The following is a 13,418-nucleotide window of genomic DNA, read 5'->3' as shown; positions in this document are numbered from 1 at the left end:
CGGCCCCGCCCTCGCGGGGCCCGCCGCGCGGGGGGGGGGGGGGGGGCGGGGGGGGCCGGGGGGGGGGGGGGGGGGGGGTGGGGGGGGGGCGGGGGGGGGGGGGGGGGGGGGGGGTTAGACCGGGGTGGGGAGCCAGAGGTGGTGGAAGGTGAAGCGGGAGGCTTCTACCTCGTGGCGTTGGTCGGCGTGCAGGACGCCCAGGGCGTAGGCCGTGGCCGGGGCGATGCGGGGGGTGCGGGCCGCGGTGGCGGAGGCGGCCGCGGCCTCCGCCGCGTCGCGGTGGCGGTCCAGGGCCTCGCACGCCGCGGCCAGCCGGGTGACGTCCTCGCCGAGTGCCTCCCGTGCGTAGCGGTGCACGCGCAGCAGGCGGCGCACCTCGTGCCAGGGCGCGTCCTGGTGGGTGTCGTCGATGAGCGCGTCGGCGTTGTACGGCCGGGCGGCCCGGGTCAGGGGGAGCGCGGTCACCGCGGCGGTGAGCCGGGATTCGGCCAGTGAGGCCAGCGGGACCAGGACGTCGGCCACCTGGCCCCGCGCGGCCACCGCGTTCAGCGGTACCTCGGAGGCCAGGACGGCCACGGCGTCGGCCACCGCGTGGAAGCGGGAGGACCCGAGGGCCTGGAGGGTCGCCGAGTGGGCCCTCGTACGGGCCAGGGTCAGCTGGCGTTCCAGCAGGGCGGCCGCGCGGGCCGAGCCCACGGTGAGGGCGCCAGCCCCGGCCGCGGCGCGCGGGGCGGGCACCTCCGGCGCCCCCGAGAGCCGGTGCAGCGCGTCCCGCAGCCGGGTCAGCCGGGCCCCGTAGGCGTGTTCGTCGGCCAGGGTCGAGGACAGCCACACCAGCTCGGTGCGCAGGCCGTCCGCCCAGGTGGATTCGGTGACCGTACGGAAGGTGGCCAGGGATCCCCCGATGCGGCGCGCGGCCCCCCGCAGGCCGCGTGCCGCCTCGCTCCCCCCGTCCGCGTCGGCGCCGCTCTCCTCGTGCAGGCGCAGCCCGCGCAGGAAGGCGGTGGCCTGGGAGCGCAGGTAGGCGCCGAGCACGTCGCCCGCGGTCTGCGCACCCGCTGTCAGGTCAAGGTTTCGCTGAGCCACGCCGGCGCCTCCGGGCGTCTATGAGCATCTCCTGTACGTGCCGCAGCGGCTGCCCCTCGGCATCCGTGCTGTGCCGGGTCCACTCCCCGTCCGGGCCCAGGTGCCAGGAGGAGGTGGCATCGGACATGCCCGTCTCCAGCAGCCGGTCCAGGGACGCGCGGTGGGCCGGGTCGGTGACCCGGACCAGGGCCTCGATGCGGCGGTCGAGGTTGCGGTGCATCATGTCGGCGCTGCCGATCCACACCTCGGGCTCGCCGCCGTTGGCGAAGGCGAAGACCCGGGAGTGTTCCAGGAAGCGGCCGAGGATCGAGCGGACCCGGATGTTCTCCGAGAGCCCGGTGACGCCGGGGCGCACGGCGCAGATGCCGCGCACCCAGATGTCCACCGGCACGCCCGCCTGCGAGGCCCGGTAGAGCGAGTCGATCAGGGCCTCGTCGACGATCGAGTTGAGCTTGAGCCGGACGTACGCCGGGCGGCCCGCCTTCTGGTGGGCGGTCTCCTTGTCGATCCGGGAGACCAGGCCGTCGCGCAGCGACTTGGGCGCGGTCAGCAGCCGGCGGTAGGTCTCGCGGCGCGAGTAGCCCGAAAGCCGGTTGAAGAGGTCGGAGAGGTCCGCGCCGACCTGCGGGTCCGCGGTGAGCAGGCCGAGGTCCTCGTAGAGCCGGGCGGTCTTGGGGTGGTAGTTGCCGGTGCCGACGTGCGCGTAGCGGCGCAGGGTCTCGCCCTCCTGGCGGACCACGAGCGAGAGCTTGCTGTGCGTCTTGAGGCCGACCAGGCCGTAGACGACGTGGCAGCCGGACTCCTCCAGTTTGCGCGCCCACTTGATGTTGGCCTGCTCGTCGAAGCGGGCCTTGATCTCGACGAGCACGAGGACCTGCTTGCCGGATTCGGCGGCGTCTATGAGCGCGTCGACGATCGGCGAGTCGCCGGAGGTCCGGTAGAGCGTCTGCTTGATCGCGAGGACGTCCGGGTCGGCGGCGGCCTGCTCCAGGAATGCCTGCACCGAGGTGGAGAAGGAGTCGTACGGGTGGTGCAGGAGCACGTCGCGTTCGCGCAGGGCCGCGAAGATGTCCGGGGCGGAGGCCGATTCGACCTCGGCGAGGTCGCGGTGGGTCCCGGCGATGAACTTGGGGTACTTCAGCTCGGGCCGGTCCAGCGAGGCCACGCCGAAGAGTCCGGTCAGGTCGAGCGGGCCGGGCAGCGGGTACACCTCGGCCGCGGAGATCTTCAGCTCCTGGACGAGCAGGTCCAGTACGCCGGCGTCGATGGACTCCTCGACCTCCAGGCGCACGGGCGGGCCGAAGCGGCGCCGCATGAGCTCCTTCTCCAGGGCCTGGAGCAGGTTCTCGGCATCGTCCTCCTCCACCTCCAGGTCCTCGTTGCGGGTCACCCGGAACTTGTGCTGCGCCAGCACCTCCATGCCGGGGAACAGCTCCTCCAGGTGCGCGGCGATGACGTCCTCCAGCGGGACGTAGCGCTGCGGGGAGGCCTCCAGGAAGCGGGACAGCAGCGGCGGCACCTTGACGCGGGCGAAGTGGCGGTGGCCGCTGACGGGGTTGCGGACGACCACGGCGAGGTTGAGCGAGAGCCCGGAGATGTACGGGAAGGGGTGCGCGGGGTCCACGGCCAGGGGGGTCAGCACCGGGAAGATCTGGTTGCGGAACAGGGTGAAGAGGCGCGCCTGCTCCTTCTCGGTGAGGTCGCTCCAGCGGATGAGGTGGATGCCCTCTTCGGCCAGCTGGGGGGCGACGTCCTGCTGGTAGCAGGCGGCGTGGCGGGCCATGAGTTCGCGCGAGCGGGTCCAGATGAGGTCGAGGACCTCGCGGGGCTGGAGGCCGGAGGCCGAACGGGTGGCGACGCCGGTGGCGATGCGCCGTTTGAGGCCGGCCACCCGGACCATGAAGAACTCGTCGAGGTTGCTCGCGAAGATGGCGAGGAAGTTGGCGCGTTCCAGGAGCGGGGTCGCCGGGTCCTCGGCGAGTTCCAGCACCCGTTCGTTGAAGGCGAGCCAACTGCGCTCGCGGTCGAGGAAGCGCCCGGCGGGCAGCTCGCCGTCGTCCTTGAGCTCGTAGGCGTCGAGGTCCGCGTCGAGGTCCGGTTCGAGGTCCACGTGCGGGCGGTGCGCGGCTATGGACCCCAGGCGCGCGTGCCGCTCGGCCTGGGAGTGCTGGACGGGGACCTCGGTGGGGCTGACGCCGGGCTTGTGGCTCATGACTCCATTCTTCCGCGCACGCGGAAGGACAGGCGCGTCGGAAGCGTCCGCGAGTGGTCGAAGTCCAGGCTGCATGAGCGGAGAGTCGCAAGCGTGTCTGAATGCCCGGTTAATGGCGTGTGGCATCCAGGGTGTGGCTCGTGTCAGTGGTGGTACGGGGGTGCACGCGGGGGCACGGGGGTTCGCGCGGGTCCGTACGGGTGCGTGCGGGAGCCGGGGCGCGCGCGGTGCGCGCCCCGGGCCCGGGGCGGGAGGGGGCGGTCAGCTCTCGGTGCGGTACATCAGGTCCACCTCGTGGGTCACGAAGCCGAGGCCCTCGTAGACGGCGAGCGCCGCCGGGTTGTCGGCGTCCACGTAGAGCATCGCGGTGGGGAGGCCGGATGCCGCCAGATGGCGCAGCCCGACGGCGGTGAGGGCCTTGCCGAGGCCGCCGCCCTGGGCGCCGGGCAGGACGCCGACCACGTAGACCTCGCCGAGCTGCTGCTCGGCGTGGACCTTGGTCCAGTGGAACCCGACGAGCGCTCCGTCGCGCTCGGCGAGGAAGAAGCCCTTCGGGTCGAACCAGGGCTGTGCGATCCGGTCGTCGAGGTCGCGTTGGTCGAGGGAGCCCTGTTCGGGGTGGTGGGCGAAGGCCGCCGCGTTCGCCGCGAGCCAGGCCGTGTCGTCGGTGCCGGGCACGAAGGTGCGTACGGTCACCCCCGCGGGCAGGGTCGGCTCGGGCAGCGGGGCCGCGTCCGGGCCGAGCGGGCGGCGCAGCTGGCGCAGCTCGCGGAAGAGGGTCAGGCCGAGGACCTGGGCGAGGTGGCGGGCGGCGGAGCGGCCGCCGTGGGCCCACATCCGGATCCGCTTGCCGGAGGCGGCGAGCAGGGCCTGGCCGAGCGCCCGCCCGTGGCCGCGGCCGCGCAGCGCGGGGTGCACGACGAGTTCGGCGGCGGGCGCCTCCACCGGATCGGTGTCTTCCAGTTGTGCGTATCCGGCCAGGCGTCCGTCCGCGGTGAGCAGGAGGTGCCGGATCCCGTCGCGGCGGCCGCCGCGCAGCTGGAGCCGCCCCTGCTCGGACACCGCGGTGGTGCCGTCCGTACGGGCCGCGTCCTCGATCAGCGCGAGGACGGCGGTGGCCTGTTCCTCCGTCAGTTCGTCGAGGGTCTCAATCTGCCGTCCCGGCTCCTGGGCCGCTGCTGCGTCAGTCATGTGACGAGACTACGACCGCTGCCCCCCGACCCGGTCCTGACGTGCCCTCCCGGTCGGGCCCGCGGGGTCGGACCGGTGCTCCGGGTGAGCGACACCACAGGCGATATACCGGCGCGTAACCGGCTCGCAACCCGCTACCCCCTGTCGTGCTACGCGCGTTGACCATAGGCTGCGGCGGACCTCCCAGTTCACATCGCTGTCCAAAAGGGGACTACATGTCAGCGACGCCACAACGGCACCGCCGAGCCCGCCGGTTGACTTCCGCCGCCCTCGCCCTCACCGCGGGGGCGGGCGCCATGGTCGCCGCCGCCCTCCCGGCCGGGGCCGCCAGTGGCGGCGGTGCCGGCCCGAGCCGCACCGTCGATGTGCAGATGCTGTCCTTCAACGACTTCCACGGCACGCTGGAGCCCCCGCAGGGCTCTTCCGGCTCCGTGAGCGAGCGTCAGGCGGACGGAACCACCAAGGCCATACCGGCGGGCGGTGTCGAGTACCTCGCCTCCAGCCTGCGCGAGGCCCGCAAGGGCCACGAGTACTCCGTCACCGCCGCGGCCGGTGACATGATCGGCGCGAGCCCGCTCCTGTCGGGCCTGTTCCACGACGAGCCGACCGTCGAGGCGATGAACAAGCTCGGCCTGAACGTGACGAGCGTGGGCAACCACGAGTTCGACGAGGGCAAGACCGAGCTGCGCCGCATGCAGTACGGCGGCTGCCACCCGGTCGACGGCTGCGCCGAGATGGGCGGCAGCTACAACGGCGCGGAGTTCCAGTACCTCGCCGCGAACGTCACGGACGAGAAGACCAAGCGTCCGCTGATGTCGCCCACCTTCATCTGGAAGAAGGGGGACGTGAAGATCGGCTTCATCGGCGTCACCCTGGAGGGCACGCCGGACGTCGTGACCGCCGAGGGGGTCAAGGGCCTCAAGTTCGGTGACGAGGTCGAGACGATCAACAAGTACGCCGACGAGCTGAACAAGCAGGGCGTCAAGTCGATCGTCGCGCTGATCCACGAGGGCGGCCTGCCCGCCAGCGGCGCGTACAACTACGACTGCAACACCCCGGGCGCGGGCGCCGGCATCTCCGGCGCGATCGTGGACATCGCCAAGAACGTGGACCCGAAGGTCGACGCCCTGGTGACCGGCCACACGCACCAGGCGTACGCGTGCAACATCCCCGACCCGGCGGGCAACCCGCGCATGGTCACCTCGGCCGCCTCCTACGGCCGGGTGTTCACGGACACCACGCTGACCTACGACCGCCAGACCAAGGACATCGTCCGTACGGCGCTCAGCGCGCCCAAGCCGGTCAACAAGATCGTCTCCCGCGACCAGCCCAAGGCCGCGGACATGACCGAGCTGATCCAGCGCTGGAACGCCCTGGCGGCGCCCATCGCGAACCGTCCGCAGGGCTTCATCGCGGCGGACATCCCGGGCCGCGGCTCGGACAAGTTCGAGAAGCCGCTCGGTGACGTGATCGCCGACGCGCAGCTGGAGGCGCTGGCCCCGGCCGACAAGGGCGGCGCGCAGCTGGCCATCATGAACCCGGGCGGCATCCGCGCCGACCTGGCCTACAAGGCCGCGGGCGCCGAGGGCGACGGCGTGGTGACCTACGCCGAGTCGTACACGGTGCAGCCGTTCACCAACATGATGAACGTCGTGGACCTGACCGGCGCGCAGCTCGTCACCGCGCTCCAGCAGCAGGTCAGCGGCCCGGTGAACGGGCCGAACCCGAAGATCCTGCAGATCTCCAAGGGCCTGACCTACACCCTCGACACGACGAAGGCCGGCGCCGACCGCATCGTCGTGGACTCGGTGAAGCTGAACGGCGTGGCCATCGACCCGGCCAAGACCTACCGGGTCGCGATGAACGAGTTCCTCGCGGGCGGCGGTGACGGCTTCACCGTCCTGAAGGAGCACAAGAACAAGCTGGTGGGCGCCTCCGACCTGGACTGCTTCAACGCCTACCTGGCGAAGCACTCCTCGCAGGACGCTCCGCTGGCTCCGCCGGTGGCCGACCGGATCACGGTCGTCCAGTAGCGGTCGCGGACAACTCATGGGGGGCGGTGGGCCGTTGGCCCGCCGCCCCTTTCGCGCGCGCGGCCCCCTTTGGTTCCTACCCGTGGGTAGTAATGCCTGGCTCCGCAGGCCATAATCCGGGCCACCACTGGGTCGGCGAAGGGGCGGGCATGAGCATGGGCGACGTACGGGGAATCGGCCGACGGGGCTTCCTGGCCGGGGCGGTGGCCGTGGGCACGGCGGCGGCCGGACTCGCCGCCTCGGCGGCCCCGGCGGGGGCGAAGGCGCTGGCCGCGCAGGACTGGATGGCCGGGGTCCCCGACTCCACCCCGCTCCAGCGGATGACGATCCCCGGCACCCACGACTCCGGTGCCCGCCAGGGCGGGCTGTACGTGGCCTGCCAGAACACCTCGATAGCCGAGCAGCTCGACTCCGGGATCCGCTTCCTCGACGTGCGCTGCCGGGTCACCGGGGGCTCCTTCGCCATCCACCACGCCGCGTACTTCCAGAACCTGATGTTCGGCGACGTGCTGGTGGCCTGCTGGAACTTCCTGGCCGCGCACCCGAGCGAGACCGTGCTGATGCGGGTCAAGCAGGAGTACTCCGAGGAGAGCGACGCGACCTTCCGGGCCGTCTTCGACGACTACCTCGACCACCGCGGCTGGCGCCCGCTGTTCCGGATCGCCGACGCGCTGCCGGGCTCGCTCGGCCAGGCCCGCGGCAAGGTGGTCCTGCTCGCCGACAACGGCGGGCTGCCGGGCCTGCGCTACGGCGACGGTTCGGTCTTCGACATCCAGGACGACTACATGGCCGAGCCCTTCGGCAAGCGCACCAAGATCGAGGCCCAGTTCCGCCGCTCCGTCGGGCAGCCCGGCAAGTTCTTCATGAACTACACGAGCACCGCCGCGGCCCTGCCGCCGCGCTGGAACTCCGACCGGCTGAACCCGCAGGTGCACTCCTTCGTGGACGGCGGGGAGCTGGCCGGCCGGACCGGGCTGGGCATCGTCCCGATGGACTTCCCGAACACCCGCTCCGGCCTGGTCGCCTCACTGATCCGCCACAACCCCGCCTGATCCGTCCGGGTGGTACGGGCCGTACGGGGAGCCCGGGTCGTCGTCGTGCTCGGGCAGCCGCGGCGGCGGGGTAGGGGCGCCCGGGAAGCGCAGGACCGCCTGTGCGCCCGGGCCGCCGTCGGGGGCCGCCCGCAGCTCGGCGGTGCCGCCCGTGCGCTGGACCGTGCGCGCCACGATGGACAGGCCCAGCCCGCTGCCGGGCAGCGCACGGGCCGAGGGGGAGCGCCAGAACCGGTCGAAGACGTGCGGGAGGTCCTCGGCGGGGATGCCCGGCCCGTGGTCCCGCACGGTCAGGACGCCGGACCGCAGCGCGATCTCGACCGCGCCGCCGGACGGGCTGAACTTGACCGCGTTGTCCAGGATGTTGACCAGGGCCCGCTCCAGGGCGGGCGCCTCGCCGCGGACGTACCAGGGCTCCAGGTCGGCGGCGAAGGTCAGCTCGGGGCCGCGCAGCCGGGCGCGCGACAGGGCGCTGCCCGCGATCTCGTGCAGGGCGACGACCTGGAGCGGGCCCGGCGAGGCGGCGTCCGGCCGGGACAGCTCCTGGAGGTCGCCGATGAGGGAGGCCAGCTCGGTCATCTGGGCCTTGACCGAGGCGAGCAGCTCCTTGCGGTCCTGCGGCGGGATGGGCCGGCCGGTGTCCTCGCTGCGGGCCAGCAGCTCGATGTTCGTACGGAGCGAGGTGAGCGGCGTGCGCAGCTCGTGGCCCGCGTCGGCGATCAGCTGCGCCTGGCGGTCCCGGGAGGAGGCCAGGGCGCTGGTCATCGAGTTGAAGGAGCGCGAGAGCCGGGCGATCTCGTCGTCGCCGGTCTCGGGGATGCGGACGGTGAGGTCCTCGGTGCGCGCGATGTGCTCGACGGCGCCGGTGAGTTCGTCCACGGGCCGCAGGCCGGTACGGGCCACCCACAGCCCGGCCGCGCCCGCGCCGACCACGCCGACGCCGGCGACCAGCAGCAGCACCCAGGCCAGGGTGGAGAGCGGCTTGTCGACGTCGGAGAGCGGCTTGGCGATGGAGACGGCGAAGGCGGGTCCGCCGGGGTTGCTCTGCATCGTGTAGACGCGCATGTCCACGCCGTCCGACGTCGTCACGTCGTGGAGGATGGGCCGGGCCCCCTCGTCGCCCGCGACCGTACGGTCGGCCTTGGTGACCGGGAGGTTGGTGAGCCCGCCCAGCCAGCAGCGGGTGCCGTCGGCGAGGACGATCTGCACGGTGGCGTTCAGGTTCCCCGCGATCTGCTGCTTGGGCTCGGGCGGCCTGAGGACGCAGCCCTCGCGGAGGGTCCTGGCCACCTGTCCGCTGACGTTCGTGGACATCAGGGAGCGATCGAGCTGGTCGGTCAGCTGGGTGCGGACCATCACCCAGGACACCCCGGCGACCGCCGCCACGGCCAGGGCCACGGCGACGGCGACGAGCAGGGCCAGCCGGGAACGCAGCGGCAGCCCGCGGAATCTGGCGGCCGGGCTCACTCGGGCCCGCCGCCGTCACCGGCTCCGGCGGCGCGCAGCACGTACCCGACCCCGCGGACGGTGTGCACGAGGCGCGGTTCGCCGCCCGCTTCGGTCTTGCGGCGCAGGTACATCACGTACACGTCCAGGGAGTTGGAGCTGGGCTCGAAGTCGAAGCCCCAGACGGCCTTGAGGATCTGCTCGCGGGTGAGGACCTGGCGCGGGTGCGCGAGGAACATCTCCAGCAGCGTGAACTCGGTCCGGGTCAGCTCGACGGCGCGCCCGGCCCGGGTCACCTCGCGGGTGGCCAGGTCCATGCGCAGGTCGCCGAAGGTCAGTACGTCCTCGGCGGCGCCCGCGGGGTCCGCGGGGGACGCGTAGGAGCTGCGGCGCAGCAGGGCGCGGACCCGGGCGAAGAGCTCGTCCAGCTCGAAGGGCTTGACGAGGTAGTCGTCGGCGCCCGCGTCGAGGCCGGTGACCCGGTCGCCGACGGTGTCGCGGGCGGTCAGCATCAGGATCGGGGTGACGGATCCGGCGGCGCGCAGCCGCCGGGCCGCCGTCAGACCGTCCATCCGGGGCATCTGGATGTCCAGGACGATCAGGTCCGGGGCGTACCCGGCGGCCTTCTCCAGGGCGTCGAGCCCGTCGACGGCGGTCTCGGTGCCGTATCCCTCGAAGGCGAGGCTGCGGCGCAGGGCCTCGCGGACGGCCGGTTCGTCGTCCACGACGAGTACGCGCGCTTCGCTTTCGGCGGGATTCATCGTTGGGTTCCCCAGTCTCGGTTCGGTCTGACGCCGTCTCCAGCGTGCCACGGCGCCCGGCGCGGGCCGCGGTCAGTAGGAGGTGCCGAAGCCGTTTCCGACGTCGTTGCCGCCCGAGCCGTTGCCGTTGTTCGCGCTTCCCGTGCCGCCGGGGCCGCCCTTGCGCAGCGAGTCCAGGTCGGCCTTGATGGTGTTGACCGGGATGGCGAAGCCGAGGCCGACGCTGCCCGCGCCGGAGCTGTCGCTGGAGGGGGAGTAGATCGCGGAGGGCATGCCGACGATCTCGCCGTTCATGTTGACGAGCGCGCCGCCGGAGTTGCCGGGGTTGAGCGAGGCGTCCGTCTGGATGGCCTTGTACGAGGTGGTGTTCTGGCCGGTCTGGCCGTTGAACTGGCGGCCGTCGTAGGAGAAGGGCCAGCCGCCGCTCCCGCCGTTGCCGCCCTGCTGCTGGCGCTGCGGGGACTGCTGCTCCGACTTGGGCACGTTCACCTCGCGGTTCAGGGCCGAGACGATGCCGCTGGTGACGGTGCCGGTGAGGCGGTCCGGGGAGCCGATCGCGACGACCTGGTCGCCCACCTTGACGTTGTCGGAGTTGCCGAACTTGGCCGGCTTGAGGCCGCTCGCGCCCTCCAGCTTGAACAGGGCGAGGTCCTTGTCGGGGTCGGTGCCGACGACCTTGGCCTTGTACTTCTTGCCGTCGCTCATCGTCACCTGGACCTCGGTGGCCCCGTTGACGACGTGGTTGTTCGTGACGATCTCGCCGTCGGCGGTGACGACGATGCCGGAGCCGGTGCCCTGGCCCGCGGAGGTCGTCGTGTCGATGCGGACGACGGACGGGCTGACCTGTTCGGCGACGCCGGAGACGGTGCCGATGTTGGACTGCGAGACGTTGGATCCGTTGATCCCGCCGTCGCTGCCGCCGCGGTGGCTCAGGTACTGCTGGATCCCGGCGGAGGTGCCGCCGCCGACGATCGCCGCCGCGAGGGCGACCGCGGCGATCAGGGCGAAGGGGCGCCGGCGGCGGGCGTGCGCACCGGCCGGGGCCGGCGCGCCCTGGTAGCCGTCGGCCAGCGGGGGCTGGGGGTGGGGCTGCTGCTGGTGCGCCTCGAACCAGCCGGGGGCCGGGGCCGCGTGGGCGGTCGGCGGGGTCGGGGGGTGGAGCGGCGGCGGGGGGTACGCGCCACCGTCCCGGGCGTCGTGGGCCGGTCGGCCGTGCCCCTGCTGCCAGGCCTCGCCGAAGGGCGCGTCCTGGTGGGGGCGGTTCTCCTGCGGGTCGCCTTCGCGGCGGAAGCTGTCGGTCATGGGTACGACTCTGGGCCGGGATCATGAGAGCTTCCTGAGTCCCCGCTGAGAAGCCCGACAGAACCGCGTATGCCCGATATAAGGCCCCCGGCGTGAAGCCCGCTTCGGGAGCCCGGGACCCGGTCGGATCAGCGGCAGCCGCAGGAGCGGCGGATCACCAGGGCCGAGGGGAACTGCTTGAGCCGCTCGCGCCGCGAGCCCGCCACGCGCAGCCCGTCGTCCAGGACGAGGTCGACCGCGGCGCGGGCCATCGCCGGGCGGTCCGAGGCGACGGTGGTCAGCGGCGGGTCCGTCAGCCCGGCTTCCTTCACGTCGTCGAAGCCCGCGACGGCCAGTTCCTCGGGCACGTCGATGCGCAGCTCGCGGGCGGCCCGCAGCACGCCGATGGCCTGGTCGTCGGTGGCGCAGAAGATCGCCGGGGGGCGCTGGGGTCCGGCCAGGACCTCCAGGGCGACCCGGTAGGCGTCGTAGCGGTTGTACGGGGCCTCGAAGAGCCGGCCCTCGACCGAGCGGCCCGCTTCCAGCATGGCGCGCCGCCAGCCCTCGACGTGGTCGGCGACCGGGTCGCCGACGGACGGGGTGTTCTCGACGCCGCCGATGCAGGCGACGTACGCGTGGCCGTGCTCCAGCAGGTGGCGGGTGGCGAGCTGGGCGCCGCCGATGTCGTCGGTGACGACGGCGACGTCGTCGATCGCCTCGGGGCGCTCGTGCAGCAGCACGACCCGCGCGTCCCAGGCCTCGATCTCGGAGGCGGCGCGCTCGCTCATGCCCTGGCTGACCAGGATCAGCCCGGACACCCGCATGCCGAGGAACGCGCGCAGGTAGTGCACCTCGCGCTCGTCCCGGTAGTCGGAGTTGCCGACCAGGACCATCTTTCCGCGCTCGGCGGCGGCCTGTTCGACCGCGTGCGCCATCTCCGCGAAGAACGGCTGCCGGGCGTCCGGGACGATCATGCCTATGAGGTCGGTGCGCCGCGAGGCCATCGCCTGTGCGACCCGGTCCGGGCGGTAGCCCAGCTCCTTGATCGCGGCGAGGACACGCTCGCGCGTGGCCGGGGCGACCGGCCGGGGTCCGTTGTTGATGACGTAGCTCACGACCGCGGTAGACGTTCCCGCAAGTCGTGCCACATCGTCCCGCGTCACCTTGGCCACGCGGTGGAGTCTACGCGGGGTGACCTAGCTGTGGGCAGGGCGGCCGGGAGAGCGGGTGTGCGGGCCCGTGTCGGCCATCCGGGGGACGGCCCGGTCGGCTTCGGCGACCACGCCCGCGGCGGCCTGGGTGACCGCCTTCTGCCGGGCCTCCTCGGCCGCCCGTTCGACCTTCTCGGGGGTCACGAAGCGGTAGCCGACGTTGCGGACGGTGCCGATGAGCGACTCGTGCTCGGGGCCGAGCTTGGCCCGCAGGCGCCGCACGTGGACGTCGACCGTCCGGGTGCCGCCGAAGTAGTCGTAGCCCCAGACCTCCTGCAGCAGCTGGGCGCGGGTGAAGACCCGGCCCGGGTGCTGCGCGAGGTACTTGAGCAGCTCGAACTCCTTGAAGGTGAGGTCGAGGACCCGGCCCTTGAGCTTGGCGGAGTACGTCGCCTCGTCGACCGACAGGTCGCCGTTGCGGATCTCCATCGGGGAGTCGTCGGAGCCGAGCTGCTGGCGGCCGGTGGCCAGGCGCAGCCGCGCCTCGACCTCGGCGGGACCCGCGGTGTCGAGGAGGACGTCGTCGATGCCCCAGTCGGCGGTGACGGCGGCGAGGCCGCCCTCGGTGACGACGAGGATCAGCGGGCAGCCCGGTCCGGTGGAGCGCAGCAGCTGGCACAGGGAGCGCACCTGCGGCAGGTCGCGGCGGCCGTCGACGAGGATGACGTCGGCGCCGGGGGTGTCCACGAGGGCGGGGCCCTCCGCGGGGGCCACCCGGACGCTGTGCAGGAGCAGCCCGAGGGCGGGCAGCACCTCGGTGGACGGCTGCAGGGCGTTGGTCAGCAACAGCAGTGAACTCATCGTCGCCACCCCCGTACCGGGGTCTGGCGGTTTCGCCGGTGGTGCACGGTTCGCTCGGCCATCACGTCGGTTCCTCCTCGGTCCCGTCGAGGACATGCGGCACTGCTTCGTACGACTGTCCCGGCGGCCCCGCCTCCCCGCGCCCTGAGGAGCCCGTGGCCGCCACTGTTCTCGCTCTGTTCAACGTGCTGAAAGCACAAAAGGACCCGGGGGCTACGTTGCCCGGATCCTCTGCGAAGCCAGAATAGCCCACCGGCGCCGCGCGGGCCGAGGCTTCGACGGGCCCGGATTCTGTGGTCCCCGCCACCTTCCGGCGCAGGTTGCGCCCGGTTTCACCGGATCGG

General features: G+C 72.8%; 10 protein-coding genes. 2 read left to right on the top strand and 8 right to left on the bottom strand.

Annotated features, from left to right (window positions below; genetic code table 11):
* Positions 1–114: 114 nt before the first annotated feature.
* The 3 genes from ACFWAR_RS27230 to mshD all read right to left on the bottom strand — a co-directional run bounded on the left by ACFWAR_RS27230 (position 115) and on the right by mshD (position 4,489).
* The gene (locus ACFWAR_RS27230; protein WP_385782292.1) at positions 115–1,086 is read right to left on the bottom strand and encodes a CHAD domain-containing protein; all 972 of its coding nucleotides are present in this window, start codon (positions 1,084–1,086) and stop codon (positions 115–117) included.
* Positions 1,067–3,298, bottom strand: coding sequence for an RNA degradosome polyphosphate kinase (locus ACFWAR_RS27225; protein ID WP_385782289.1), 2,232 nt, complete (start codon positions 3,296–3,298; stop codon positions 1,067–1,069). Before ACFWAR_RS27225 ends, ACFWAR_RS27230 begins: the two co-directional genes overlap by 20 nt.
* A 261-nt stretch (positions 3,299–3,559) precedes the next feature.
* Positions 3,560–4,489, bottom strand: a complete 930-nt coding sequence (gene mshD / locus ACFWAR_RS27220) for a mycothiol synthase (protein ID WP_385782287.1) — start codon at positions 4,487–4,489, stop codon at positions 3,560–3,562.
* A gap of 215 nt (positions 4,490–4,704) precedes the next feature.
* Between mshD and ACFWAR_RS27215 the strand changes: the two genes are divergently transcribed.
* Positions 4,705–6,522: a bifunctional metallophosphatase/5'-nucleotidase gene (locus tag ACFWAR_RS27215; RefSeq protein WP_385782284.1), complete on the top strand. Its 1,818-nt coding sequence runs from the start codon at positions 4,705–4,707 to the stop codon at positions 6,520–6,522.
* Positions 6,523–6,671: 149 nt separating this feature from the next.
* Positions 6,672–7,574, top strand: coding sequence for a phosphatidylinositol-specific phospholipase C (locus tag ACFWAR_RS27210; protein WP_385782281.1), 903 nt, complete (start codon positions 6,672–6,674; stop codon positions 7,572–7,574).
* On the opposite strand, the gene ACFWAR_RS27205 is transcribed toward ACFWAR_RS27210, so the two are convergent.
* The 5 genes from ACFWAR_RS27205 to ACFWAR_RS27185 all read right to left on the bottom strand — a co-directional run bounded on the left by ACFWAR_RS27205 (position 7,548) and on the right by ACFWAR_RS27185 (position 13,074).
* Entirely contained in the window at positions 7,548–9,041 is a 1,494-nt protein-coding gene (locus ACFWAR_RS27205; protein WP_385782278.1) for a sensor histidine kinase, read from the bottom strand. The two genes, ACFWAR_RS27210 and ACFWAR_RS27205, sit on opposite strands and share 27 nt — an antisense overlap.
* Complete coding sequence (locus ACFWAR_RS27200; protein WP_385782274.1) at positions 9,038–9,781, bottom strand: response regulator transcription factor; 744 nt, start codon at positions 9,779–9,781, stop codon at positions 9,038–9,040. Before ACFWAR_RS27200 ends, ACFWAR_RS27205 begins: the two co-directional genes overlap by 4 nt.
* 72 nt (positions 9,782–9,853) lie before the next feature.
* Entirely contained in the window at positions 9,854–11,083 is a 1,230-nt protein-coding gene (locus ACFWAR_RS27195) for a S1C family serine protease (RefSeq protein ID WP_385782271.1), read from the bottom strand.
* A 128-nt stretch (positions 11,084–11,211) separates the two neighbouring features.
* Positions 11,212–12,234 carry a LacI family DNA-binding transcriptional regulator gene (locus tag ACFWAR_RS27190; protein WP_354381171.1) on the bottom strand — a complete coding sequence of 341 codons (1,023 nt, stop codon included), beginning with the start codon at positions 12,232–12,234 and terminating at the stop codon, positions 11,212–11,214.
* A 24-nt stretch (positions 12,235–12,258) separates the two neighbouring features.
* Complete coding sequence (locus tag ACFWAR_RS27185) at positions 12,259–13,074, bottom strand: response regulator transcription factor (RefSeq protein WP_385782268.1); 816 nt, start codon at positions 13,072–13,074, stop codon at positions 12,259–12,261.
* Between the last annotated feature and the right edge of the window lie 344 nt (positions 13,075–13,418).

It is taken from the genome of Streptomyces sp. NPDC059917 (genome assembly GCF_042730635.1).
GTDB lineage: Bacteria > Actinomycetota > Actinomycetes > Streptomycetales > Streptomycetaceae > Streptomyces.
Note: the sequence above shows the minus strand (reverse complement) of the source record. Positions and strands in the feature narration are given on the sequence as shown.

Excerpts from the sequence above, each read along its gene's own strand:
- ACFWAR_RS27200 (WP_385782274.1), bottom strand. The coding sequence starts at position 9,781 with ATGAATCCCGCCGAAAGCGAAGCGCGCGTACTCGTCGTGGACGACGAA.
- ACFWAR_RS27195 (WP_385782271.1), bottom strand. The coding sequence starts at position 11,083 with ATGACCGACAGCTTCCGCCGCGAAGGCGACCCGCAGGAGAACCGCCCC.
- ACFWAR_RS27215 (WP_385782284.1), top strand. The coding sequence starts at position 4,705 with ATGTCAGCGACGCCACAACGGCACCGCCGAGCCCGCCGGTTGACTTCC.
- mshD (WP_385782287.1), bottom strand. The coding sequence starts at position 4,489 with ATGACTGACGCAGCAGCGGCCCAGGAGCCGGGACGGCAGATTGAGACC.
- ACFWAR_RS27185 (WP_385782268.1), bottom strand. The coding sequence starts at position 13,074 with ATGAGTTCACTGCTGTTGCTGACCAACGCCCTGCAGCCGTCCACCGAG.
- ACFWAR_RS27225 (WP_385782289.1), bottom strand. The coding sequence starts at position 3,298 with ATGAGCCACAAGCCCGGCGTCAGCCCCACCGAGGTCCCCGTCCAGCAC.
- ACFWAR_RS27210 (WP_385782281.1), top strand. The coding sequence starts at position 6,672 with ATGAGCATGGGCGACGTACGGGGAATCGGCCGACGGGGCTTCCTGGCC.